19 protein-coding genes are annotated in these 23,929 nt (G+C 71.8%); 9 read left to right on the forward strand and 10 right to left on the reverse strand.

The window, feature by feature from the left end; all coding sequences use genetic code 11:
* The first annotated feature begins 31 nt into the window (after positions 1-31).
* The gene (locus tag MTP10_RS23945) at positions 32-949 is read left to right on the forward strand and encodes a proline dehydrogenase family protein (protein WP_310711840.1); all 918 of its coding nucleotides are present in this window, start codon (positions 32-34) and stop codon (positions 947-949) included.
* A complete protein-coding gene (gene pruA / locus MTP10_RS23950) occupies positions 950-2,623 on the forward strand; it encodes an L-glutamate gamma-semialdehyde dehydrogenase (RefSeq protein WP_310711841.1) in 1,674 nt (557 codons plus the stop codon).
* A 109-nt stretch (positions 2,624-2,732) separates the two neighbouring features.
* Here pruA and MTP10_RS23955 read toward each other — a convergent pair whose 3' ends face one another.
* On the reverse strand, positions 2,733-4,109 hold the full coding sequence (locus tag MTP10_RS23955) for a hypothetical protein (RefSeq protein ID WP_310711843.1): 1,377 nt from the start codon (positions 4,107-4,109) through the stop codon (positions 2,733-2,735).
* A 29-nt stretch (positions 4,110-4,138) separates the two neighbouring features.
* The gene (locus tag MTP10_RS23960) at positions 4,139-4,765 is read right to left on the reverse strand and encodes a helix-turn-helix domain-containing protein (protein WP_310711844.1); all 627 of its coding nucleotides are present in this window, start codon (positions 4,763-4,765) and stop codon (positions 4,139-4,141) included.
* 230 nt (positions 4,766-4,995) lie between these two features.
* On the opposite strand from MTP10_RS23960, the gene MTP10_RS23965 reads away from it, so the two are divergent.
* Entirely contained in the window at positions 4,996-6,549 is a 1,554-nt protein-coding gene (locus MTP10_RS23965) for a hypothetical protein (RefSeq protein WP_310711845.1), read from the forward strand.
* A gap of 20 nt (positions 6,550-6,569) precedes the next feature.
* Here MTP10_RS23965 and MTP10_RS23970 read toward each other — a convergent pair whose 3' ends face one another.
* The 3 genes from MTP10_RS23970 to MTP10_RS23980 form a co-directional block, all read right to left on the reverse strand.
* On the reverse strand, positions 6,570-8,327 hold the full coding sequence (locus MTP10_RS23970; RefSeq protein ID WP_310711846.1) for an MOSC and FAD-binding oxidoreductase domain-containing protein: 1,758 nt from the start codon (positions 8,325-8,327) through the stop codon (positions 6,570-6,572).
* Positions 8,328-8,334: 7 nt separating this feature from the next.
* The gene (locus MTP10_RS23975) at positions 8,335-9,192 is read right to left on the reverse strand and encodes an alpha/beta hydrolase (RefSeq protein WP_310711847.1); all 858 of its coding nucleotides are present in this window, start codon (positions 9,190-9,192) and stop codon (positions 8,335-8,337) included.
* 167 nt (positions 9,193-9,359) lie between these two features.
* Positions 9,360-9,848, reverse strand: coding sequence for a DUF1269 domain-containing protein (locus MTP10_RS23980; RefSeq protein ID WP_310711848.1), 489 nt, complete (start codon positions 9,846-9,848; stop codon positions 9,360-9,362).
* 185 nt (positions 9,849-10,033) lie between these two features.
* Between MTP10_RS23980 and MTP10_RS23985 the strand changes: the two genes are divergently transcribed.
* Complete coding sequence (locus MTP10_RS23985; protein ID WP_310711849.1) at positions 10,034-10,855, forward strand: class II glutamine amidotransferase; 822 nt, start codon at positions 10,034-10,036, stop codon at positions 10,853-10,855.
* A 36-nt stretch (positions 10,856-10,891) separates the two neighbouring features.
* On the opposite strand, the gene MTP10_RS23990 is transcribed toward MTP10_RS23985, so the two are convergent.
* Complete coding sequence (locus MTP10_RS23990) at positions 10,892-12,718, reverse strand: glycoside hydrolase family 15 protein (protein ID WP_310711850.1); 1,827 nt, start codon at positions 12,716-12,718, stop codon at positions 10,892-10,894.
* A 151-nt stretch (positions 12,719-12,869) separates the two neighbouring features.
* Here MTP10_RS23990 and MTP10_RS23995 point away from each other — a divergent pair, with 151 nt between their 5' ends.
* Positions 12,870-15,626, forward strand: a complete 2,757-nt coding sequence (locus MTP10_RS23995) for a cation-transporting P-type ATPase (protein ID WP_310711851.1) — start codon at positions 12,870-12,872, stop codon at positions 15,624-15,626.
* 2 nt (positions 15,627-15,628) lie between these two features.
* On the forward strand, positions 15,629-17,032 hold the full coding sequence (locus tag MTP10_RS24000; protein ID WP_310711852.1) for an MFS transporter: 1,404 nt from the start codon (positions 15,629-15,631) through the stop codon (positions 17,030-17,032).
* Positions 17,033-17,078: 46 nt separating this feature from the next.
* On the opposite strand, the gene MTP10_RS24005 is transcribed toward MTP10_RS24000, so the two are convergent.
* Positions 17,079-17,906 (reverse strand): hypothetical protein, encoded by an 828-nt coding sequence (locus MTP10_RS24005; protein WP_310711853.1) that lies wholly within the window; start codon positions 17,904-17,906, stop codon positions 17,079-17,081.
* A 45-nt stretch (positions 17,907-17,951) separates the two neighbouring features.
* On the opposite strand from MTP10_RS24005, the gene MTP10_RS24010 reads away from it, so the two are divergent.
* The 3 genes from MTP10_RS24010 (at position 17,952) to MTP10_RS24020 (ending at position 20,991) form a co-directional block, all read left to right on the forward strand.
* Positions 17,952-18,566 (forward strand): helix-turn-helix domain-containing protein, encoded by a 615-nt coding sequence (locus MTP10_RS24010; RefSeq protein ID WP_310711854.1) that lies wholly within the window; start codon positions 17,952-17,954, stop codon positions 18,564-18,566.
* Between the two features lie 513 nt (positions 18,567-19,079).
* Positions 19,080-19,871 (forward strand): AfsR/SARP family transcriptional regulator, encoded by a 792-nt coding sequence (locus MTP10_RS24015; RefSeq protein WP_310711855.1) that lies wholly within the window; start codon positions 19,080-19,082, stop codon positions 19,869-19,871.
* Positions 19,872-19,881: 10 nt separating this feature from the next.
* Positions 19,882-20,991 carry a DegT/DnrJ/EryC1/StrS family aminotransferase gene (locus tag MTP10_RS24020; protein WP_310711856.1) on the forward strand — a complete coding sequence of 370 codons (1,110 nt, stop codon included), beginning with the start codon at positions 19,882-19,884 and terminating at the stop codon, positions 20,989-20,991.
* 47 nt (positions 20,992-21,038) lie between these two features.
* Here the strand turns inward: MTP10_RS24020 and MTP10_RS24025 are convergent, their stop codons facing one another.
* The 3 genes from MTP10_RS24025 to MTP10_RS24035 are packed head-to-tail and all read right to left on the reverse strand — an operon-like array spanning position 21,039 to position 23,751.
* Complete coding sequence (locus tag MTP10_RS24025) at positions 21,039-21,983, reverse strand: NAD-dependent epimerase/dehydratase family protein (RefSeq protein ID WP_310711857.1); 945 nt, start codon at positions 21,981-21,983, stop codon at positions 21,039-21,041.
* Positions 21,968-22,579 (reverse strand): dTDP-4-dehydrorhamnose 3,5-epimerase family protein, encoded by a 612-nt coding sequence (locus tag MTP10_RS24030; protein WP_310711858.1) that lies wholly within the window; start codon positions 22,577-22,579, stop codon positions 21,968-21,970. Before MTP10_RS24030 ends, MTP10_RS24025 begins: the two co-directional genes overlap by 16 nt.
* Positions 22,576-23,751 carry an acyl-CoA dehydrogenase family protein gene (locus tag MTP10_RS24035; RefSeq protein ID WP_310711859.1) on the reverse strand — a complete coding sequence of 392 codons (1,176 nt, stop codon included), beginning with the start codon at positions 23,749-23,751 and terminating at the stop codon, positions 22,576-22,578. The genes MTP10_RS24030 and MTP10_RS24035 overlap by 4 nt, the downstream gene beginning before the upstream one ends.
* Between the last annotated feature and the right edge of the window lie 178 nt (positions 23,752-23,929).

Here is a 23,929-nt window from a genome sequence, read left to right on the forward strand (position 1 = left end):
CCCGGTTGAGCTGCGGTTTTAGGCTGATTACATGCTCGGTCAAGTATTGCTCGCCACGTCCCGGAGCGCGCTGGTGCGCCGCTCCGTGTCCGGTTTCCCGCTCACGCGGAAGGTCGTCGACCGGTTCGTCGCCGGCGAGAGCGTCGAGGAGGCCCGTACGGCCATCCAACGGCTCACCGACGCGAAACTGACCGTGACCGTGGATCATCTCGGCGAGGAGACCCGCGACGCGGGCGCCGCCGCCGCGACCGCCAAGGCGTACGTCACGCTGCTGGAGTCCCTGCGCCCCCTCGGCCTGGGCCCGAGCGTCGAGGTGTCCGTCAAGCTCTCGGCCGTCGGCCAGCGGCTCGACGACGCGATGGCGCTGGACCACGCCCGCGAGATCTGCGCCGCCGCCGGCGCGAACGGCTCGACCGTCACCCTCGACATGGAGGACCACACCACCGTCGACTCGACGCTCGGCATCCTGCGCGCGCTGCGCGAGGACCACCCGTCGACGGGCGTGGCGATCCAGGCGTACCTGTTCCGCAGCGTCCAGGACTGCCGCGACCTGGCCGTCGAGGGCAGCCGGGTGCGGCTGGTCAAGGGCGCCTACCGGGAGCCCGCCTCGGTCGCCCACCAGAGCAAGGGCGACGTCGACCGGGCGTACGTGCGATGCCTGCGGATCCTCATGGCGGGGAAGGGGTATCCCATGGTGGCGACGCACGACGACCGGCTGATCGCCGTCACCGAGCTGCTCGCCGACCGGTTCGGCCGCTCCGTCGGGGACTACGAGTACCAGATGCTCTACGGCATCCGGACCGACCGGCAGGAGGCCCTGGCGGGGGCCGGCCACACGGTCCGCGTCTACGTCCCGTACGGCGACGACTGGTACGGCTACTTCATGCGCCGCCTGGCCGAGCGCCCGGCCAACGTCGCCTTCTTCCTTCGTGCCCTTGGGGGTAAGTAAATGGACGCCATCACCAACGTGCCCACGCCGGCCAACGAGCGGGTGTACTCCTACGCGCCGGGCAGCGCCGAGCGCTCCACGCTGGAGAACCGGATCAAGGAGCTGTCCGGGGCGTCGATCGACCTCACGATGACGATCGGCGGCCGGCAGCGGATGGGCGGCGGCGCCCCGATCGACGTGGTGCAGCCGCACAACAAGGCGGCCGTGCTCGGCCGCACCCACGACGCCACCGTCCAGGACGTCGAGGAGGCCGTCTCCACCGCGCTCGCGGCCGCCCCCGCGTGGCGGGCGCTGTCGTTCGACGAGCGGGCGGCGATCTTCCTCAAGGCCGCGGACCTGCTGGCCGGGCCGTGGCGGGCGACGCTGAACGCCGCGACCATGCTCGGGCAGTCCAAGTCGGCGCAGCAGGCGGAGATCGACTCCGCGTGCGAGCTGATCGACTTCCTGCGGTTCAACGTGGCGTACGCGCGGCAGCTGTACACCGACCAGCCGGCGTCGTCGCCGGGTGTGTGGAACCGGATGGAGTACCGGCCGCTCGAAGGCTTCGTGCTGGCGATCACGCCGTTCAACTTCACCGCCATCGCCGGGAACCTCCCGACCTCCGCCGCCCTCATGGGCAATGTCGTCGTCTGGAAGCCGTCGCCCACGCAGCAGTTCGCGGCGCACTTCACGATGCGGCTGCTGGAGGAGGCCGGCCTGCCGCCCGGTGTGATCAACATGGTCACGGGCAACGGCCAGGCCGTCTCCGAGGTGGCGCTGGCCCACCCCGCCCTCGCGGGCATCCACTTCACCGGCTCGACCGCGACGTTCCAGCATCTGTGGAAGACGGTCGGCACGAACATCGGCTCCTACCGGAGCTACCCGCGCCTCGTCGGCGAGACCGGCGGCAAGGACTTCGTGCTCGCCCACCCGTCGGCCGACCTCGGCGCGCTCCAGACCGCGCTGATCAGGGGCGCCTTCGAGTACCAGGGCCAGAAGTGCTCGGCGGCGTCGCGGGCGTACGTGCCGCGCTCGCTCTGGACGCGCATGCGCGACGAGTTCGTGGCCGTGGCCGAGTCCCTGACCGTGGGCGACGTCACGGGCGACCTGTCGACGTTCATGGGCGCCGTGATCGACGAGCGGGCCTTCGCCAAGCACAAGGCCGCCATCGACCGCGCCCGCCAGGCGTCCCATGTGGACGTGCTCACCGGCTCCTACGACGACTCCGCCGGCTACTTCGTCAAGCCGACCGTCATGGAGTGCGCCGACCCGACGGACGAGGTCTTCGTCAAGGAGTACTTCGGCCCGATCCTCGGCGTCCACGTCTACGACGACGGCGACTTCGACCGGGTGCTCGACCAGATGGAGTCCGTCTCGCCGTACGCGCTGACCGGCTCGCTCATCGCCCAGGACCGCTACGCGATCGCCTCGGCCTCGGAGCGGCTGCGCTTCTCGGCGGGCAACTTCTACGTCAACGACAAGCCGACGGGCGCGGTCGTGGGCCAGCAGCCGTTCGGCGGCGCCCGCTCCTCGGGCACCAACGACAAGGCCGGCTCGATCTTCAACCTGATCCGCTGGGTGAACGCCCGCACGGTCAAGGAGACGTTCGTGCCGCCGGTCATCACCGGCCCGTACCGCGGCGACGTCCCGCAGTCGGGCGCCGAGCAGCCCGACCTGAAGCGCCTCGGCTACTAGCAGCCTCGGTCTCCAACAGGCTCGGCTGCGGATCGGCCTGCCCCGACGCCGTCAGCCGACAATCCCCGGGACTCGTCCACCGAGTCCCGGGGATCTCTCTTTCCAGCGGTCAGGGCCTGGGCAGGGGGATGATCCTGCGGAACTTGGCGCCGGGTGACCGCTGCGGCGGTTCGCCGGCGCGTTCGAGGGTGATGTCACCGGCCTTGTGCTCGGTGAGCAGCCGGGTGATCTCGTCGCGCACGGTCTCCCACACGCGGTCGGTGTCGGCGGCGTCGCCGGACCGCAGGCGGACGCGCAGGGTGGTGTCCGCGGTCTGGAGGATCTGGAACTGGCCGACGCCGGGTATCCGGTCCAGCAGAGCGCCGAACAGCATGGGCGAGAGGCTGACGTGCTCGCCGCGCTCGGTGGGGAAGGTGAGCAGGTCGGCGGCGCGGCCCTGCACGCGGATGGCCGGGAGCGGGCTGCCGCACGGGCAGGGGTCGGGGCGGAGCAGGACGCTGTCCCCCAGGTCGTAGCGCAGGATCGGCTGGACCCGGTTGGCGAGGTTGCTCACCAGGACCGTGTGCGACTGGACACCCGGCGGGACAGGCCGGTGGTCGGCGTCGACCGGCTCCAGCACGGCCCAGTCGCTGTTGACGTGGTACCAGCCGTGCGCGCAGCCGGAGCTGAGGAATCCGCACTCGGTGGAGGCGTAGGCGGCGCGCACCTTGGCCTGGAACGCGGTGGCGATCCGCTCCCGGGCCCCCGGGGTCAACGTCTCGCCGCCGGGGATGACGATCGCCGGGCGGACGTGCAGACGGCCCGCCTCCTGCTCCCCGGCCAGCAGCGTGAGCATGCCCGTGAAGCCGGCGATGCTCGCGGGGTCGTACCGGTTGAGCTCGTCGACCAGCCCCGCCATCGGCTGGTCGATCGAGAAGATCCGCATCATCCGCCCGAGCCACGGCCGGTCCAGGCCGAACCGGACCGTCGCCGCGACGGTGGAGAAATGGCCGCCGGGCGCGGTGACGACGGCGGTCCGGCCGGCGCGGGCGAGGGTCCGGACGACATCGCGGGCCGACAGCCCGCCGACGCGCACGCCGAGCGCGGTGCGCACGGCCAGGTCGCGGTCGTCCATCACGAAGAGGCCACGCAGGCCGCTGGTGCCGGAGGTGGTCGCCACCAGGTACCGGCCCTGGAACCGCTGCCCCACGAGGCCGGGGTCGGCCACGAACGCCTCCACCCGCTCCAGGGTCACCTCGCGGTCGGTGACCCAGTCGTCGAAGGCGGCCATCAGCGTCTTCTTGCCGGTGACCGGCAGCAGCGCCGGGTCGTCGACGTGCTCCGGCAGGTCCTGGTACAGCGCGCGGTAGTAGGGCGAGCGGGCGCGAGCGTGGGCCACCATCCGGGCCAGGCGGTCGCGCTGCCGCCGCGCGATCTCCCCGGGGCCGTCCCGCATGACGCGCCGTGCGTCGCGGGCGAGGTGCCGGATGCTCTTTTGGCCGTCCATGACGAGCCGATCCTCTCTCGTGCCTGGTCTCATGGCTGCTCGGTGGGCTGCCGCACCGAGAGCAGGCCGTGCTTGGCGAGGTCGAGGCCCTGACCGGCGGCCTCCCACAGCTCCTCCTGCGAGCGGCCGAGCCGGACACTGGTCAGGCTCGCCTGCTGGATCGCGCCCATCACGGACCCGATCATCGCCGCCGCGGTGATCGGATCAAGCCCGGGGAACGCCTTCAGCAGCTCGCCGGCGACCCGTTGCTGCAGGTCCTGCAGCAGGTAGAGGCCCTTGGCCTGCAGCGCCGGCGTCGTCAGGGCCAGCCGGGCCGCCGCCGGCAGCTCCTCGGGCTCCCTGACCGGAGCCTTGGGCCGGCGGTGGGCGGCGTATTCCTGGAACCCCCTCGCCAGCACCTCGCCCGGGCTCTCGTGTGGCCGGCGCCGCGCGATCGCCCCGAGCAGCACGTCGAAGTCCTGTCCGATGTCGACGAACAGGACGTCGTCCTTGGTACGGAAGTAGTTGAAGAACGTCTTGGGGTCGACGTCCGCCGCCGCGGCGATCTGCGCCACCGTGGTCCGCTCGTACCCCTGCTCCTCGAACAGCCTGATGGCGGCCAGGACGATCCGCCGCCGGGTCTCGCGCTTCTTCCGTTCACGCCGCGACTCCTGCATGGCGCCAATGTACGCCCGATGGAAACTTCCAGCAACTGGAAAATTCTATTGGCTGGCCTCACCATGCGGCCGTTCCCGGCAGGAACAAGATCGTGTCAAAAGTTCGCCGGTCGGCCGGTGTCACGTCCCGGCCGGTCGTCCCGCCGGGCGAACCTGCCATGCGGTGCCAGTGCCGGTTGCCCGGCGCTGGTGGACGGAGGCGGTTTCCGCCCGACGAGAGGAACATCACCATGAGGCACATCCGCGGGATGTGTTACCCGGTCGCCGCGCTGGCGGCGATGGCCCTGCCACTGACGCTGTCCCCTGCGGTGCTGGCCGACACCGCGCCGGCGGCCGGCACCCACGCCGGCCCGGCCCGGGTGGCCGCGCCGGATCCGGCCTCCTGCCCCGAGCGGGTGGCGTTGGTCAACGGCGGCTTCGAGCAGCCCGTCATCACCGGCGCGTCGTGGCTCCAGTTCCCCGACGCCACGCAGAACCGCCCGAACTCGGTGCCGGGCTGGCGGACGACCGCCTCCGACCACATGATCGAGCTCTGGAGCACCCGGATGGGCGTCCCGCCCCTCGAGGGGGGCCAGTTCGCCGAGCTGAACGCGACCCAGGTCGCCACCCTGTACCAGGACCATGCGACCACGCCGGGGCAGAAGCTGTACTGGCGGCTGTCCCACCGCGGGCGCTCCGGCACCGACACGATGGCACTGGACATCGGCGATCCAGCCGGCCCGGCGCAGCAGGCGACCATGTCGGACGGCACCACGAAGTGGGGCACCTACTCCGGCGCCTACACCGTGCCCGCCGGCCAGACGACCACCAGGTTCGCCTTCCGCTCCCTCTCCGCCGCCGGAGGGAGCCGTAGCGTGGGCAACTTCCTCGACGACGTCTTCTTCGGCACCGCGCCGTGCGTCATCGTGACCAAGACCGCGAGCCCGCAGGGGCCGGTCGACGTGGGGGATGTGATCACCTACCGGCTGACCGCGGTCAACAAGGGCGGCGGCGTGGCCGAGAACGTCCGACTGAGCGACGCCGTCCCGCCGGGTACCTCCCTGGTGCCCGGCTCGCTCCAGGTCGTGAGCGGCCCGAACGCCGGCGCCAAGACCGACGTGGCCGGCGACGACCAGGCCGCGTTCGACCCGGGCACCGGGAAGATCGCCTTCACGCTGGGCAACGGCGCGACGGCCACGGCCGGGGGCAACCTGCCCAACAGCGACATCCTGCCCGGCGGCACCACCGTGGAGTTCCGGGTCAAGGTCGGCGTGGCCGCCGCGGGCAAGCGGGTCACCAACCAGGGCACGGTCACCTACGACAACCGGCTCGGCCCCCAGCCCGAGCCGCTGACCTCCACCAGCGGTGACACCGTCACCGAGGTCAACCCGGCCGTCGACCTGAGCGTGGTCAAGTCGGCCGAGCAGGTCCGGGTCTCCGTCGGCGGGATGGTCGCCTACCACGTGACCGTCCGCAACGCCGGGCCGAACGACGCGACCGGCGTCGTCGTCAAGGACGCACTCCCGGCCGGGCTCGGCCTCCTGTCGGCGACGCCGTCCACCGGCACGTACGCCGGCGGGGCCTGGACGGTGGGCACGCTCGCCGCCGGCGCCACGGCCACCCTGGTCGTCCAGGCCAAGGCCACCACGGTCGCCGAGACCGTCAACACCGCCACGGCCGGCAGCAAGGAGATGGAGCTCGACCCGTCGAACAACAGCGACTCCGTCAAGGTTTGCGTCGACCCCGCGCCCGCCTGCCCGTACTGCAACCCGGAGAAGGAGAAGGAGCAGAAGGCCCAGGGCTGAACCGCTGACGCCGGCCTGGTCTACAGGTCCAGGACGACGTCCTCGCGCGGCCGGGAGCAGCAGATGAGCGTGTCGCCCTCGGCGGGCGCGTCGAGCGGCTCGGGCGAGTAGGCGACGCTTCCGGCCAGCAGCCCGCTCTCGCAGCTGTGGCAGACGCCTGTCCGGCACGACCAGCGGGTGGGCACGTCGCAGGCCTCCGCCAGCTCCAGCAGGCTCGCGTACGCGCTGCTCCAGCTCACCGTCAGGCCGCTGCGCGCGAAGGAGACCACCGGCCCGTCACCCGGCGGGCCGGTGGGCGGGTGGACCGGCCGCTGCGAGGCGGCCGCGACGCCCGGCGTCAGCGCGGGGCCGGCGCCGAAGACCTCCGTGTGGACGTGGGACGGCGCGAGCTCCGAGGCCGCGAGCGCGCCGGGGAGGTCGCGCATCAGCGCGGGAGGGCCGCACACGTAGGCGTCGGCGCCGTGTGGCACGCCGAGGTCGCGGAGCAGGCCGGCGGAGATCCGGCCCGCGGCGTCGTAGTCGCGCCCCTGCCGGTCGCCGGGCGCCGGGCGGCTGTAGGAGACGTGCCGGTGGGCGTTGGGGAGCCGGCCCAGCAGGGTGCGGCTCTCCTCGGCGAAGGGATGCTCGGCGCCGTCGCGGGCGCCGTACACCCACCACACCTCTCGCGTGGAACGGCCGGCGGCCAGCGCGTGCAGCATGGCGAGGACGGGCGTGACGCCGATGCCGGCCGAGATCAGCAGGACGGGGCCGTCGCCGGCCGTGAGGGTGAAGGCGCCGCGCGGGGCGGCGCAGTCGAGGAGGTCCCCGGCCCGCAGACGGGCTCGCAGCCATCCGCTGGCGGCCCCGTGCGGTTCCCGCTTGATGCTGAGGCGGTACTCCCCGCGGTCCGGCGGGCCCGACAGCGAGTAACTGCGGACGAGCGCCGGCCCGCCGCCGGGCCGCAGCCGGACGGTGAGGAACTGGCCGGGCAGCGCCGCGGGGACCGGCGTGCCGTCGGGGGCGGTCAGGGTCACGGAGAACACGCCGGCGCTCTCCACGTCGATCCGCCTGACCCGGAGCGGCCGGAACCCGGTCCAGGCCGGGGGCGGGGCGGCGGGGGCCAGCCCCGCGTTGCCGGCCGGCGCGCCGGAAGCGCCGGCCTGGTCGAGCAGCGCCCGCAGCGACGCCTTCCAGCCGGGACTGAGCGCGGGGACGCGCAGCGCCCGGACGAGGTCGTCGCGGGGGTGGCCCGGCAGGTACAGGAGCGCGTCGATGTCCGCGACCGTCATCTCCTCGGGGCCGGAGGCGATCTTGACGATCTCCTGCCCCGCCTCCACCCGCCCCTCGGCGAGAACCCTCAGGTAGAAACCGGGACGCCGGTGGGCCACCAGCAGGGCGGCCATCCGCGGCTCCCCCATCCGCAGCCCCACCCGGTAGCAGGTGACGCGCGGCTGGGTGACCTCGAAGAGCGCCTCACCCACCCGGAACCTGTCGCCGATGCGGACCTCGTCGTCGGGCAGCCCGTCGACGGTGAAGTTCTCGCCGAACTGCCCGTAGGCGAAGTCGTCGCGGCGCAGGTGCTCCTGCCAGTGGCGGTAGGAGTCGAGCTGGTACACCAGGACGGCGCGGTACTCGCCGCCGTGCCCGGCGAGATCGCCCTGGCCATCGCCCTCGACATTGAGCCGCCGCACCATCCGGGGGCCGGTCACGGCCCGCTTCCACACGCCGGTGCGCACCGTCCTGCCCTGCCAGGCGACGTCCTGGGGAAGGCCCACGTTGACCGACAACAGCTTGGCCATGGCTCTCCTACTTCGCCCCCGCGGCGTCCTCGATCGTCTTCGCGACCGCGGCGGGGCGCGAGAGCATCACGACGTGTGAGGCTCCCTTGACCTCGACGGTCTCCTTGGCGCCGGCCCGCTTGGCCATGAACGCGTGGACGGCCGCCGGGATGTTCTTGTCCCGCTCCCCGTAGACGAACCAGGAGGGTATCGTCTTCCACGCGGGCGCGCCGGTGGCCGGCTCGCCGAGCGCGGCCTCCGTGACGGGGCGCTGGGCGACGGCCATCAGCCTGGCCTGCCCCTCCGGCAGGTCGGCGGCGAACTGCTTCCAGAACCTGCTCTGCCGGATGTAGAGGTCGGCGCCGCCGCCGGGGATCCGCACCGGAGGCGTCAGCGCGGGACCGAGCGTGCTGCCGGGGAACCGGCCCGACAGCTTCAGGGCGCTCTCCCCGGCGGCCGGGGCGAAGCCGGCCACGTAGACGAGACTCTTGACGTTCTTGGCGCCGGCCGCGGCCTGGGTGATCACCATCCCGCCGTACGAGTGCCCGACGAGCACGACGGGGCCCTTGACCGTGCCGAGGACGGAGGACACGTAGGCGGCGTCGCTCTTGACGCCGCGCAGCGGGTTGGCCACGGCGATCGCCGGATAGCCGTCCGCGGCCAGCCGGGACACGACCCCGTTCCAGCTGGAGGAGTCGGCGAACGCCCCGTGGACGAACACGATGGTCGGCCGCGCGGGCTGACGGCCCTCCGCCGCGGCGTCGGCCGACGCCGCCGGGACGAGCGCGGAGCACCACGGGAGGAGGAGAGGGGCGACGGCCGTCGCGATCAGCCACGGGATGCCGCGGCGGGAAGTCGTTGTGCCGGGCACGTCGTGGTGCTCCATGGGTCGCTCCTCTTCGGTTCCGGGTGGGGTGTCGAGGGCCCAAAACCGAACGTACAGAACGTATGGTCATAAAACGGTCAGCTCATCGGCGGGAGGGCGGGCATGGAGATCCCCGGCACCCGTGCGGCGGATTCCGGGGATCTCGTGCGCTCGGTGCTCCGGACGAGCTAGACGGCGCCCTGCACCATCTCGCGGAGCTGGGCCTCCTCCTCGTGGCTGAGCGACGTCTGGAGGACGTTCCCGCCGAAGGGCTTGATCTCCGGGATGACCTTGTCCGGGGTGCTCCGGACGACCAGGACGAACAGCGCGGCCATGCCGGGCTCCAGCCGCTCGGAGACCTGGCGCATGAAGTCGTCGTTGACGCCGATGTCGGCCATCGCGCCGCCGGCGGCACCGGTGGCGGCGCCCAGGGCCATGCCGAACAGCGGCATGAAGAACAGCAGCCCGATCAGGCCGCCCCAGAGGGCGCCGCTGGCCGCCCCCATGCCGGCCATGTTGCTGGCCTGGTGCATCTTGATCTTGCCGTCCCGCCGGCGCTCGACGACGGCGACGTCCTCCATCGTGATCAGGTTCTGACGCTGGAGGTCGAGCAGGCGATCACGCACCGCTGTGGCGGTGGCGACGTCGGGATAGGAAATGACGATGAGGTTGCTCATGATTCATCCTTTGAACGGCTGCCTGGGAAGCTTTCCCGACGCCGTCTCGGTATATAGCCATAAAGAGGTAAAACGACCCAATTGATGCCATGCGCCGAACTTTCCGGCCGATAGAGTTTTTTGCATGTCGTGCGGAATTCGACGGAGGCGTCACCGGGGGGACTGAGCAGCCGATGTGCAGATGGATGGCGTACTGCGGAGATCCCGTTCTCGCCGGGGCCCTGCTCTTCCAGCCGGTTCACTCGCTCATCGAGCAGAGCCTGCGCTCCCGGCTCGGGCACACGACCACCAACGGCGACGGTTACGGCATCGGGTGGTACGGCGAGGGGCCGGCGCCCGCCGTGTTCAAGAGCATCCTGCCGGCCTGGAACGACGAGAACCTCCGGGAGATCGCCGGGCAGATCCGCACACCCCTGCTGTTCGCGCACGTCCGCGCCTCGACCGGCAGCCCCGTGCAGCGCAGCAACTGCCATCCGTTCGCGTACGGACGCTGGCTGTGGATGCACAACGGGCACGTGGAGGGATTCCCGGAGCTCAAGCGCGATCTGTCGCTGGCGGTGGACCCGGCGCTCTATCCCGAGATCGAGGGCTCGACCGACTCGGAGCTGCTGTTCTTCCTGGCCCTCACGTTCGGCCTGGCCGACGACCCGCCGGGCGCGGTCGCCCGCGCCGTCGGCCTGGTGGAGGAGCTCGCCCGTCGCCACGGCATCCTCCAGCCGGTCCAGATGACCGTGGCCACGAGCGACGGCGAGTCCGTCTGGATCTTCCGTTACTCCAGTGAGGGACACACCCGGACGCTGTTCTACTCCACCGACATCTCCCAGCTCCGGGAGCTCCACCCGGAGCTGGCGAGCCTGCGGCGGCTGGGGGCCCGGGCGCGCTTCGTCGTCTCGGAGCCGCTGCTCGACCTCACGGGCGCGTGGAACGAGCTGCCCGAGAGCTCCTGGGCGCTGATCCGCGACGGGCGGTACGAGATCAGCGCCTTCGACCCGGTGGCCGGCCTGTAGAACCCGCCAGTAGAACCCGCCCGTAGAACCCGGTGGTCAGCCTGTGGAGGGGTCGAGCTGCTCGTCGAGGGCGATGGCCGCGGCGATCAGCGCCAGATGGGTGAAGGCCTGCGGGAAGTTGCCGAGCTGCTCGCCGGACGGGCCGATCTCCTCGGCGAACAGGCCGACGTGGTTGGCGTAGGTGAGCATCTTGTCGAAGGCGTAGCGCGCCTGCCGAACCCGGCCGGCGCGGGCGAGGGCCTCGACGTACAGGAAGCTGCACAGGTTGAAGGTGCCCTCGGAGCCGCGCAGCCCGTCCGGGGAGGCGGCGGGGTCGTAGCGGTAGACGAGGCTGTCGCTGACCAGCTCCTGGTCCATGGCGTCGAGAGTGCTCAGCCAGGCCGGGTCGCGCGGCGAGACGAAGCCGACCCGGGGCATGAGCAGCAGCGAGGCGTCCAGGACGTCGGTGGTGTAGTGCTGGACGAACGCCTGCCGTCGCGGGTTCCAGCCCCGGTCGATGATCTGGTTGAAGACGGCGTCACGGGTGGTCGTCCAGCGGACGACGTCGGCGGGACGGGAGTAGGTGGTGGCCATGCGGATGCCACGGTCGAAGGCGACCCAGGTCATCAGGCGGCTGTAGGTGAAGTCCTGGCGTCCGCCCCGGGTCTCCCAGATGCCCTCGTCCGGCCGGTCCCAGGTGTCGGCGAGCCAGTCCAGGACGCCGACGAGAGCCCGCCAGCCACGGATGCCTCCGATGTCCTGCGCCTGGGCGAGGGCGTCGGCGGCCTCGCCGTAGATGTCGAGCTGGATCTGGTCCGCGGCCGCGTTGCCGGCCCGGACCGGGGCGGACTTCTGGTATCCCTCCAGGTGGTCGAGGACCTCCTCGGTCAGGTGGGGGTCACCGTCGATCCGGTACATGATCTGCAGGGGCTCGCCCGACGCGGTGCCGCCGGCCTCGAGGCGCTCACGCAGCCATCCCCGGAACGCCTGGGCCTCGTCGGTGAAGCCCAGGTCGATCAGCGCCCTGACGGACAGGGAGGCGTCGCGGATCCAGGTGTAGCGGTAGTCCCAGTTGCGCTCCCCGCCGATCTGCTCCGGCAGGCCCATGGTCGCGGCGGCGATCGGCGCGCCGGTCGGCGCGTACGTGAGCAGCTTGAGGGTGATCGCCGAGCGGTTGACCATCTCCTGCCAGCGGCCGTGGTAGCGGGAGGAGCGCAGCCACCGGAGCCAGAAGTCGTGGCAGCCCTCGATGCTGTCGCGCACCTCGCCGGCGGTCAGCGGCGTCATGGTGTGGTTGCCGCTGTCGGCGCTGGTGAGGGCGACGGCGGCGGTCTCTCCGGCCTGGAGGGTGAAGTCGGCGACGATGTCGTCGCCGTCCCGGCGCAGGGCGATGGGCTCGGTGGCCTGCAGGTGCAGGTCCGTGCCGGGGCCGCGGAAGAGGGCCGAGCCGTCGTCGAGGAGGGACAGGGTGTGCGGCGCCCGCCCGTAGTCGAAGCGGGGGCGGCAGACGAGCGTGAAGGGCAGGCTGCCGCGCACCACCCGGGCGACCCGCAGCAGGCGGTGCCGGTCGGTGGGCGTGGAGGAGGTGTTCGGCTCCATGAAGTCGGCCACCTCACCGACACCGCTGGGGGCCATGTAGCGGGTGACGAGGATGGCGGTGTCCGGCAGGTAGAGCTGCCGGACGCTCTCTCCGGCGATGCGCTCGACGTCGGCCGCGAACCGGCAGTGGCCGCCGCGCTCGCTGTCGAGGATGGAGGCGAACAGGCTCGGCGAGTCGAAGCGGGGGGTGCACCACCAGTCGACGGTCCCCGTTCCGGAGATGAGTGCGGCGGTCTGCAGGTCCCCGACCATGCCGTGGTCCGCGATCGGCGGATAGTCGTTCATGGATGTCCCCGTCCTCACGCAATACCCGTGTCGAGAGGCATACCCCCACCAGAAACGGACACAACACCACATATCGCAGCTTCTGCGGGTGAGGCGGGACCCGCGGTGCCGACGACGCTCGCCGACCGGCTCCTGTCGCAAGGGGAGGACCGTGGAACGAGAGCAGGACGGCCACCCCGCGTGGCACGAGGCCGACACCACGACGGTGATCCGGGAGCTCGACGTCCGCTTCGATCGCGGGCTCAGCCCCGAGGCCGCCCGCGAGCGCCTGCGGACCCACGGCCCCAACAGGCTGGAGACCGCGAAGAAGGAGTCCGCCATCCAGGCGTGGCTCCGCCAGTACCGGGACTTCATGCAGATCGTGCTGCTCGCCGCCGCGGTGATCAGCCTGGTCGTCACGCGCGACGTCGGGACGTTCGTCGTGCTGGCGGGCCTCACCGTCTTCAACGCGGTGATCGGGCTGCGCCAGGAGGCGAAGGCGGAGGAGAGCGTCAAGGCGCTCTCCCGGATGATGAAGACGGTCGCCCGGGTCCGCAGGGACGGCCAGGCCGTCGAGATCGACGCCGAGGAGCTCGTACCGGGTGACGTGGTGCTCGTCGAAGCCGGCGACCGGATACCGGCGGACGGCCGGATCTGCGTCGCCGCCTCGCTGGAGATCGAGGAGGCGGCCCTCACCGGCGAGAGCCTGCCGGTCGCCAAGAGGACCGATCCGGTGCCGGGCAAGGACGTGCCGCTCGGGGACCGCACCTGTCTCGGCTACATGAACACCTCCGTCACGCGGGGGCGGGGCGAGATGGTCGTCACCACGACCGGGATGGGGACCGAGATCGGCCACATCGCGGGGCTCCTCGCCGGCACGGAAGCCGAGAAGACGCCGCTGCAGAAGCAGCTGGACTCCCTGTCGAAGATCATCGCGACGATCGCGGGGATCGCCCTCGCCCTGGTGGTCGTGCTCGGGTTGCTCCAGGGCAAGCCGTTCGACGTCCTGTTCATCACGGGGGTGGCGCTCGCGGTCGCCGCCATCCCGACGGGCCTCCCCGCGGTCGTGACGGCGCTGCTGTCGATCGGCACCCAGGAGATCGCCCGCCGCAACGCGATCATGAAGCGCCTGCCGGCGGTGGAGACGCTCGGCTCCACCTCGGCGGTCTGCTCGGACAAGACGGGCACGCTGACGCTCAACAAGATGACGGCCCGCGAGTTGGTGATCCCCGGCCTGAACCGGTTCACCGTGTCGGGCGAGGGCTACGGCACGGCCGGCGAGATCAAGCACGTCGCCGGCGCGCACATCGACCTCGACCCGTACCTGCTGCCGATGATCCTGTGCGCCGACGCCGTGCTGGACGGTGACACTCTGATCGGCGATCCGACGGAGGGCGCGCTGATCGTGCTGGCCGCCAAGGGCGGCCTCGACGTCGAGAGCACGCGCGGCACCTATCCGCGCGTCGGGGAGGTCCCGTTCGACGCCGACTACAAGTTCATGGCGACGTTCCACCAGATGACCGGCGCGAACGGTGAGCCGGTCGTCCGTTGCTACGTCAAGGGGGCGCCGGACGTGCTCATCTCCCGGGGGACGTCCTACCGCTCCCCCGACGGAACCCTCGTCACGGTGACGGACGAGAACCGCCCGCTCGCGCTGGAGGCCAACGACCGGATGGCACGGGCGGGCGAGCGCGTCATGGTGGTGGCCCAGCGTGACCTCGCCCCGGCCGCGTTCGACCCCGGCGCGGACCTCATCGACCTGGTACGGGACCTGACGCTGCTCGCGATGGTGGGCATCGTCGATCCGCCGCGGTCGGAGGCGAGGGCCGCGATCGCCGAGTGCGCGCAGGCCGGCATCCGGGTACGGATGATCACCGGCGACCACGTGACGACCGCGGGCGCGATCGCCGCCGAGCTCCGCATCCCCGGCCGGGCGATCACCGGGGCGGAGTTCGCGTCGCTGAGCGACGAGGAGCTGCGCGGGCAACTGGACGACATCGGCGTCATCGCGCGGGTCTCGCCGGAGGACAAGCTGCGCCTGGTCCGGCTGCTCAAGCAGGACGGCAACGTGGTGGCCATGACGGGCGACGGGGTGAACGACGCCCCCGCCCTGAAGGCGGCGGACATCGGCGTGGCGATGGGCATCACCGGCACCGAGGTGTCGAAGGAAGCCGCCGTGATGATCCTCACGGACGACAACTTCGCGACGATCGTCGGCGCCGTGGAGTACGGGCGTTCGCTCTACGACAACCTGCTCAAGTACCTCCGCTTCCAGATGTCGACCCTCGTCGCCTACATCGCGATCTTCATCGGGGCCGCCGCCCTGGGCGTCGCCGGCGGCATCCCGCTCACCCCGCTGCAGATCCTGTGGGTGAACATGCTCGTGGACATCCCGGTCGCCGTCGCCCTGGGCTTCGACGAGCCGACGCGCGGCCTGATGAGCCGCCCGCCCCGGCCGGTCGGCGCGCCCGTCCTGTCCCGGGCGAACTGGGTCAGGCTGTGCTTCCAGGGGTTCGTCATGACGGCCGGATCGCTGGCCGCGTACCAGATCGGCGCCCGGCAGGGTGGCGCCGCCGTGGCGTCCACCATGCTGCTGACCACGCTCTCGCTCTTCCACGTCGCGGCCGGGCTGCTGGCGCGCGACCAGACGAACACGATCTTCTCTCGGGCCGCCATACCGGGCCCGACCCAGCTGCGCCGGTACGCCCTCGCGCTGATCCTCATCATCGCGGTCACCGGGATCGGGCTCCTGCAGCGCGTCTTCGGGACGACCGAGCTGAGCGGCGCCCAGTGGGCGGCGTGCGCCGGGCTCGCGGCGAGCCTCGTCGTGGTCGAGGAGCTGGTCAAACTCGTCCTGCGGCACCGCCGGCCCAGGGGCCGGGTGGTCGCGCGCGCCCCGCGGGCCGTGTCGCTGACGCCCGGGAGCTAGCGGTGAACGGGACCTCCGGCTCCGCCGCCTCGTCGCGGAGCATGCTGGCGCCCCTCGCGCTCGCCCAGTTCATCTGCAGCTTCGCGGGCTCGAACATGAACGTGATGATCAACGACATCAGCGAGGACCTGGACACGACCGTGAAGGGCGTGCAGATCACCATCACGCTGTTCCTGCTGATCATGGCCATCTGCATGATCCCCTGCAGCAAGCTGACCGACCGCTGGGGGCGCAAGCGGTGCTTCTTCGCCGGGCTCACGCTGTACGGCGCCGGGGCGCTGCTCAGCATGGTCGCGCCCGGCCTCGGTGTGCTCATCCTCGGCAACTCGGTGCTCGAAGGGGTGGGCACGGCGCTGCTGATCCCGCCCGTCTACATCTTCGCGACGCTGGCCTACGGCGACACCGTGTCGCGGGCGCGGGCCTTCGGCGTGATCAGCGGGATGGGCGGCATCGGCGCCGCGGCGGGTCCGCTGATCGGGGGGCTCATCACCACGGCGATCAGCTGGCGGGCCGCGTTCTTCTTCCAGGTCTGCGTCATCGCGGCGATCATGGTGCTCGGCCGCCGGATCGTCGACCCGGTGGAGCCGGATCCGACGCGCCGCTTCGACACCGTGGGGGCGGTCCTGTCGGCGGCCGGCATGTTCTTCGTCGTGTTCGGGATCCTGCAGGCCGACACCAACGTGGTCCTGATGACGGTGTCGCTGGTGGTCGGGGTCGTCTTCCTGCTCTGGTTCCTCGCGCACGTCCGCTCCCTGGAGCGCGCGGGCAGGGAGCCGCTGCTGTCGACCTCGCTGTTCCGGGACCGGACCTCCAACATCGGTCTGGTCACGCAGAACATCCAGTGGGTGATCCTCATGGGGACGTCGTTCGTCGTCGCGGTGTTCCTGCAGACCGTACGGGGCTACAACGCGATCGAGACGGGGGTCATCTTCACCCCGGCGACCGTGGGTGTCCTGATCTCGTCGCTGGCCGCGGAGCGCCTCGCGGCGAGACGCTCGCAGAAGACCCTGATCGTGACGGGGTTCGTCGTGGCGGTGGCCGGGATCGTGGTCCTGCTCGCCCTGGTGCGGGCCTCGTCGAGCGTCATCGCGTTCGGGCCGGGGCTGCTGCTGATCGGCCTGGGCCTGGGCGGGATGCTGACCCCGTCGGTCAACATCGTGCAGTCCAGCGTCCCGGAGAGCATGCAGGGCGAGATCTCCGGGCTGTCGCGCAGCGTCTCCAACCTCGGCTCGTCGTTCGGCACGGCCATCGCCGGCACGATCCTCGTCTCCGGCCTGGCGACGGGAAACCGGGCCTACGCCCTGGCGATGGCCACGCTCGGCGTCTTCGCCCTGATCGGTCTCGTCGCCGCCACGCGCCTTCCCCGGTCCAAGCAGCCTTCAGGACCGGCGCACCTGCCCGGTTAGCCCTGGCAGGCCAGGGTGATGCCCTGGCAGGCAGGGTGATGATCGGTCAGGCCAGGGTGATGATCGTGACCCCGATGACGAGGTCCACGACCGCGCACCATTCGGCGTAGCCGCGCGGGACGACGCGGCGGGTGACGAAGTGGGCCGCGTCCCAGGCGGCGTGGGCCAGCCAGCCGGCGCCGATCAGGTACCGGGCCGTGTCCGGGTCCGCCGCGAGCGCCGCCACCGTGAGGGCGGCGTACCCGGCCAGGCCGGCGAGCTGGAGCGCGACGACGCCGGGGCCGCGCAGCGTGCGGCGGAGCAGCCCGATCGCCAGGTACGCGCCCGGCAGCACCAGCAGGATCGGCGCGGGCGTGACCGCCGGGTCCAGCCAGCAGCCGACCGTCATGACCAGGCCGAGCAGCGTCGGCCAGCGCCGCGCCAGCGCCCCCCGCGAGCCGGTCGGGTGGTGGTGCGCGGCGCGGTACTCGTCCCGGCGCCGCAGCATGACCAGCAGCATGGCCGGGAGCATGAGCACGTGGCCGCCGATCATCAGGGCGTCCCCGGGCAGCAGCCCCATCCAGTACGGCACCAGCAGGACGGCGAACGGGACGTACATCGCCGCGCCCATCTCGGCGATCGGGGCCCAGCCGTGGCCGCGGTAGCGCATCCACAGGGACATGCCGATGGTCATGTCCGTGGCCATCGCCAGGGCGCCGGCGTCGGGGCGGGCGAGGAGCGCGGGGCCGCCGGGCAGCGCGTTCCAGACCGGGTCGAGGAGCAGCATCCCGGCCAGCATCGCGACCACCATCTCGGCGAAGTGGCCCAGGAAGCGCCACCGGCTCGCGGGAGCGTGGGCCCCCGCGTCGCTCTGGGGGGAAACGTGAGTCGTCATGCCCACACTGTCGGGCCGCCCGGGGCCGCGCCGGGGCCCGTGGGCATGGCTGGTCCGAAAACGCGCGCCACCACCCACTGGCAGTGGGCGCGGACGTTCGCCGTGCGCTACCCGGCCGTCTCCTTCGACCCGGATCCGATCTTCGTCAGGGACGGGCGGGTGGCCACCGCCGCCGGCGTGACGAGCGCGCTCGACCTCACCCTGGCGTTCATCGAGGAGGACCACGGCGGCGAGGTGGCCAGGGCGGTGGCCCGCGAGCTGGTCACGTACCTCCAGCGGCCGGGCAACCAGGCGCAGATGAGCATGTTCACGGCGGCGCCGCCGCCGGGCGACGGCGTCGTGCGGCGGGTGGTGGAGCACATCACGAGCGATCCGGGCGGCGACCTCGCGACGGCGGCGCTGGCGCGGCGGGCGGGGGTGAGCGAGCGGCACCTGTCGCGGCTGTTCCTGCGGCAGCTGGGCGTCACGCCGGGCCGGTTCGTCCGGCGGGCCCGCACGGAGGCCGCGGCCCAGCTCCTCACGACCACCCGGCTGCCGATGGCGGCCGTCGCGGCGCGCTGCGGGTTCGGCAACGCGGAGACGCTCCGGCAGGCGTTCCTGGACCACTACGGCGTGCCGCCGTCCCACTACCGCTCGACCCAGTCCGCGCGCTCCTCCTGAGAGCGGCGATTTCCCGCACGGGCCATGGCAGATCTCTCCTTTGTTCGGCCCGCCGATTTGTCAGCTTCGCAATAATCCATTTCGCCGCACCGGCCATACTCCGGGGACGCGGCCGCATTAACCGGGGTCGCATCTCGCGATGAAGGCGATGGGCCAGGATGCGGCGGCCATGGCCAGGGCTCCCCACGGCCGGCCTGGATCGTTCCCACGGTCGCGTGACGGCGTCGCCCGCCCGCCGCCTGCCGTTCACCTGGCGCCACGCGGTCCGACCGGGGGCGAAGAGGACAGAGACCGCCCCCTATCCCTCACCCGAAGAAGGCCCATCGAACGTGAAACTTCCACGCGTCTTTCGTGAGATCTTCATGTGCCGATATGTCGGATACACGCTTTTGTGGAGGATATGTCCTTAACGTGGTCAGAATGGTGAAGTCCCACCCGGCGGGTCGAGGCGAGAGAAGTCCCGCCAGATCGTGACCGAATTTCCGAGAGCACGTTAAGGGGGACGTTCTCCCAATGGAAGTCAAGCTGTTAGGACCACTCGTCGCGTACCAGAACGGGATGTCGATCACCCCCATCCCACGCAAGCCCCGGCAGGTCTTCTCGCTGCTGGCGCTGCACGCCGGCACCGTGGTCACGGTGTCGTCCTTCGTCGAGGAGCTGTGGGGGATGCACCCGCCCACGAGCGCGCTGTCCACCCTGCAGACCTACATCCTCCAGGTCCGCCGGGGGATCGCCGCGGCGCTCGGCGCCAACCGCACGGACGCGGCGAAGACCGTCCTGCGGACCTGCTACGGCGGATACCTGCTCGACATCGACCCGGGTGACGTGGACGTCCACCGGTACGAACACCTCTCCGGCGCCGGCAAGCAGGCCTTCGAGGCCGGCCGGTGGGAGGCGGCCTCCGAGTTCTTCCGCGAGGCCCTGGGCATGTGGCGCGGCGAGGCCCTCGTCGACGTGCACGCGGGGCTGCGGATCGGGGTCGAGGTCGCGCGGCTGGAGGAGAGCCGGCTCGGCGTGCTGGAGGCGCGCATCGAGACCGACCTCAGGCTCAACCGGCACGTCGGACTGCTGGCCGAGCTGTCCGCGCTGACCGCCCGGTATCCGATGCACGAGAACTTCTGGGCCCAGTTCATGATCGCGTTGCACCGGTCCGGCCGTAAGAGCCAGGCCCTGGAGAACTTCATCAAGCTGCGCACCACGCTGGTGAGCGAGCTGGGAGTCGAGCCGTCGGCCCGCCTCCAGCACCTCCAGCAGGCCATCTTGCGCTCGGACCCGAAGCTCGACCTGGTCAGGATCGCCGGATAAGGAGAGCCCCATGTCAACCTATGTGTGGAACTATCTGCAGGAGTATCACGAGGAGCGCGCCGACATCCTGGACGCGGTGGAGACCGTTTTCGAGTCCGGCCAGCTCGTGCTCGGCAAGAGCGTGGAGGCGTTCGAGCGGGAGTTCGCCGCCTACCACGGCCTGCCCCATTGCGTCGGCGTCGACAACGGCACCAACGCCATCGTGCTCGGTCTGCAGGCGCTCGGGATCGGCCCCGGCGACGAGGTGGTCACCGTGTCCAACACGGCGGCGCCCACGGTGGTGGCGATCGACGCGGTGGGCGCCACGCCGGTGTTCGTGGACGTCAGGGCCGAGGATTACCTCATGGACACCCGGCAGCTCGAAGCGGCGATCACCTCGCGTACCCGCTGCCTGCTCCCCGTCCACCTGTACGGCCAGTGCGTCGAGATGCGCCCCGTGCTGGAGCTGGCCGAGCGGCACGGGCTGCGGGTGCTGGAGGACTGCGCGCAGGCCCACGGCGCCCGTCATCACGGCGCGCCGGCCGGCACCATGGGCCACGCGGCGGCCTTCTCCTTCTACCCGACCAAGGTGCTGGGCGCGTACGGCGACGGAGGCGCCACCGTGACCCGGGACCCGGAGGTGGACGCGAACCTGCGCCGGCTGCGGTACTACGGCATGGAGCAGCAGTACTACGTCGTCAGGACGCCCGGCCACAACAGCAGGCTCGACGAGGTGCAGGCCGAGATCCTGCGCAGGAAGCTCCGGCGGCTGGACGCCTACATCGCCGGGCGGCGTGAGGTCGCCCGGCGCTACGAGGAGGGACTGGGCGGCATCCCGGAGCTGGCGCTGCCCTCGCTCGCCGAGGGCAACGACCACGTCCACTACGTCTACGTCGTCCGGCACCCGGAGCGGGACCGGATCATCGAGGCGCTCGGCGCCTACGACATCCACCTGAACGTCAGCTACCGGTGGCCGGTGCACACCATGACCGGCTTCGCCCACCTCGGCTACGGCGAGGGGTCGCTGCCGGTGACGGAGCGCCTGGCCGGCGAGATCTTCTCGCTGCCCATGTACCCGTCGCTGCCCGCCGAGACGCAGGACAAGGTGATCTCCGCCCTGCGCTCGGTGCTGGACGTGTGAGCCACGGGGTGACCCCGTGACCCGTGACCGGGCCCGGCGGGGGCGGCTCAGGCCGTTTCCGCCGAGGCCAGCCACATGGCCCGGATCGACTCGCGCGGCGCGATGCGCGGCCGCCACCCCAGGCGCTCGCGGGCGCGCCGGATGTCGAGCCGGGTCCAGTCCCCGCCCTTGCTGCGCACCTCCTGGTCGAGGTGCTTGATCCGGTCGTGGGGGAAGGCCGCGGCCTCGATCAGCCACTCGACCAGGGACCCGATCGGCAGGGCCTCCCCCCGGCCGATGTTGATCACCTGGCCGCCCACCGGCGCCCTGGCCGCCCGCTCGACGGCGTCGGCGACGTCGCGCACGTCGACGAAGTCCCGCCGCGCGTCGGCGACGCTCAGCTCCAGCGTGTCGCCGGTCTCCAGGGCCCGGTGGATGCGCGCCACCAGGGCGGCGAGGAAGCTCTCCTGCGGCGGGTACGGACCGGACATGTTGGCCGCCCGCAGGACCACCGCGTCGATCCCGTGCTCCCGCGCCGCCGACAGGACCGCCCGGGAGGTGGCCAGCTTGGCCCGCGCGTACGGGGTGACGGGCGCGGGGTCGACGTCCTCGGTGAGCAGCGTGCCGTACGGCACCGGACCGTACTCGTGCACCGATCCCACGTGCACCAGCCGCGGCCGGCCGGAGGCCGACGCGAGCCCCTCCAGCAGCCGGTCCACCAGCCTGATGTGCGAGTACGTCATCTCCTCGGTGGTGTCGCCCCACCCGCCGGCCGCGTTGACGACGGCGCGGGCGCGCGAGAGCAGCTCGGCGACGCGCCGCGGCTCCGTCGCGGTGACGTCCAGGGGCGCGAACGGGTACGGCTCCAGGTGCGGGGCCCACCGGCGGGCCACCGCGAGCACCTCCCAGCCCCGGGCGGCGAAGGTCTCGCACACCTGCCTGCCGACGCTGCCCGAGCCGCCGAGGACCACCACCCGGCCGGGCGCCCCCTCCCCGTTCACCGACCGGACCACAGCGCCCGCTCCACCGCCCGTGAGGCCGCGTAGTCCGGCAGCAGCCCCGCCTTCCTCGCCTCCTCCAGCGTCGGCGCCGCCCGGTCCCGGGGCGAGACGACCGGCTCCCCCAGCTCCTCGGGGATGGGCAGGCCGAGCGCCGGGTCCAGGGCCGACAGCGCCAGCTCGTGCTCGGGCGTGTACGCCTGGGAGAGCATGTAGGACATCACGGTGTCGTCCTCCAGGGCGACGAACGCGTGGCCCACGCCCACCGGGAAGTACATGCAGCGGAAGTCCCGGGGGTCGAGCAGCACCGCCTCCCACCGGCCGTAGGTCGGCGAGCCGGTCCTGACGTCCACGATGATGTCCAGCGAGCGCCCCTGCGGGCAGTAGACGTACTTGGCGGTGCCCGGCGGGGTGACGGTGTAGTGGATGCCGCGCACGACGCCGCGCCGCGAGCGGCTGTGGTTGGTCTGGTGGACGGGGAAGAGCGGGTGGCCGACCGCCGCCTCGAAGGCGGCCTGCTGGAACGGCGAGACGAACAGCCCCCGCTCGTCGGGGAAGATCTCCGGGACGAACTCGTAGGCGCCGGCGACGGCCAGCTCGCGGGCCTTCACCGCAGCGCCTGGCCGCTCAGGTAGTCGACCGCGTCGGCGTGGTTGTAGGGGTGCATGAAACCTCCTGCCCGGACGTCCCGGTACAGACGCGACAGCGGGTGCGAGCCCGTGTAGGCGGCTCCGCCGACCACGGTCATGCAGTCGTCCACGACGGCCACCGCGTGCTGGTTCACCAGGAGCTTGGCGTACTGGAACGGGGTCATCATGGCACGCCCGCGCTCGCCGGGGTCGCCGCTGTGGTCCTCGGCCAGCCGGTCGGCCTCGCCCAGCGCGTCCGTGACGGCGCAGCGCAGCGCGTACAGGCGGGCGTCGACCTCGGCGAGCAGCGTCCGCACGCCCGCCTGGGCCTGGCCGCGCCTGCGCACGGCGGCCACCGCCAGATCGCGGGCGGCCTCGGCGAGGCCCACGTAGATGCCGAGCATGGTGATCGAGGACACGGTCTGGCCGGCCAGGGCGGCGTCGCTGGGCTCGTCGAGCAGCCCGCGCGGCAGCACGTTCTCCTCCGGTACGGGACAGTCGCGGAAGACGATGTCCACGCTGCCGGAGGAGCGCATCCCCATGCCGTCCCAGTTGTCCTCGACGGTCATGCCGGGGCTGTGCCGCGGGACCACGGGCGCCGCCAGCCGTACCGGCCGGCCCTTCTCGTGGAGCTGGGCGGAGATCACGAAGTGGGTGGCGATCTGGGCCATGCTGACCAGCGTCTTGCGGCCGGTCAGCCGGTACGTGCCGTCGTCCGCCCTGGTGAGGGTCGTCACCTGCTTGGTGTCCTTGACCGCGCCGCAGAGCACGGCCTCGCCGGCGGCCATCTGGCGCAGCATGTCACCGGCCAGCCGCCGGGCGTTCGGGGCGCCGTGCTTCCACTCGTAGGTCATCGTCAGGCCCCGGCTGAGCTGCATGTGCAGGGCGAGGGCCACGCCCGCGTCGGCCTGGGCCAGCTCGCGCAGCGCCACGGCGACGTCGTGCATCCGCGTGACCCCGACCCCGCCGAGCTCACCGGGTACGGTGGCGCCCATGATGCCGTCCTTGCGCATCCGGGCGAAGACGTGCGCGGGCAGGGTGGCCGCGCGGTCGTTCGCCGCCGCCTCCGCCTCGAGGATGGGCAGGTAGGGGCGCAGGAGTTCGAGCAGGCGCCGCCCCTCGGCGGACACCGGTGTTCGCAGATCAGCTGACATGGTCGCTCCGTGGCTCGTCGGGTGGACCGTTCTCGTCGGGTGGACCGCTGAGGCCAGCGTGCTGATCGTCACCTCAACGTCACTGGAGAAGCGCTTCGGCCCGTTTGGTCCACCCGCGCTCCAACCGCCCTCCAGGGTCCGCCGGTGTGCTCGTAGACGACGATCCCGCTGGTCCGCG

This window comes from Nonomuraea sp. 3-1Str (assembly GCF_031570565.1).
Classification (GTDB): domain Bacteria; phylum Actinomycetota; class Actinomycetes; order Streptosporangiales; family Streptosporangiaceae; genus Nonomuraea.

Coding starts and splice junctions, on each gene's coding strand:
- pruA (WP_310711841.1), top strand. CDS start 950: ATGGACGCCATCACCAACGTGCCCACGCCGGCCAACGAGCGGGTGTAC.
- MTP10_RS24015 (WP_310711855.1), top strand. CDS start 19,080: ATGGAAGTCAAGCTGTTAGGACCACTCGTCGCGTACCAGAACGGGATG.
- MTP10_RS23955 (WP_310711843.1), bottom strand. CDS start 4,109: ATGGACGGCCAAAAGAGCATCCGGCACCTCGCCCGCGACGCACGGCGC.
- MTP10_RS24035 (WP_310711859.1), bottom strand. CDS start 23,751: ATGTCAGCTGATCTGCGAACACCGGTGTCCGCCGAGGGGCGGCGCCTG.
- MTP10_RS23975 (WP_310711847.1), bottom strand. CDS start 9,192: ATGGAGCACCACGACGTGCCCGGCACAACGACTTCCCGCCGCGGCATC.
- MTP10_RS23960 (WP_310711844.1), bottom strand. CDS start 4,765: ATGCAGGAGTCGCGGCGTGAACGGAAGAAGCGCGAGACCCGGCGGCGG.
- MTP10_RS23965 (WP_310711845.1), top strand. CDS start 4,996: ATGAGGCACATCCGCGGGATGTGTTACCCGGTCGCCGCGCTGGCGGCG.
- MTP10_RS23945 (WP_310711840.1), top strand. CDS start 32: ATGCTCGGTCAAGTATTGCTCGCCACGTCCCGGAGCGCGCTGGTGCGC.
- MTP10_RS24020 (WP_310711856.1), top strand. CDS start 19,882: ATGTCAACCTATGTGTGGAACTATCTGCAGGAGTATCACGAGGAGCGC.
- MTP10_RS24005 (WP_310711853.1), bottom strand. CDS start 17,906: ATGACGACTCACGTTTCCCCCCAGAGCGACGCGGGGGCCCACGCTCCC.
- MTP10_RS23990 (WP_310711850.1), bottom strand. CDS start 12,718: ATGAACGACTATCCGCCGATCGCGGACCACGGCATGGTCGGGGACCTG.
- MTP10_RS23985 (WP_310711849.1), top strand. CDS start 10,034: ATGGCGTACTGCGGAGATCCCGTTCTCGCCGGGGCCCTGCTCTTCCAG.
- MTP10_RS24010 (WP_310711854.1), top strand. CDS start 17,952: ATGGCTGGTCCGAAAACGCGCGCCACCACCCACTGGCAGTGGGCGCGG.
- MTP10_RS23970 (WP_310711846.1), bottom strand. CDS start 8,327: ATGGCCAAGCTGTTGTCGGTCAACGTGGGCCTTCCCCAGGACGTCGCC.
- MTP10_RS23980 (WP_310711848.1), bottom strand. CDS start 9,848: ATGAGCAACCTCATCGTCATTTCCTATCCCGACGTCGCCACCGCCACA.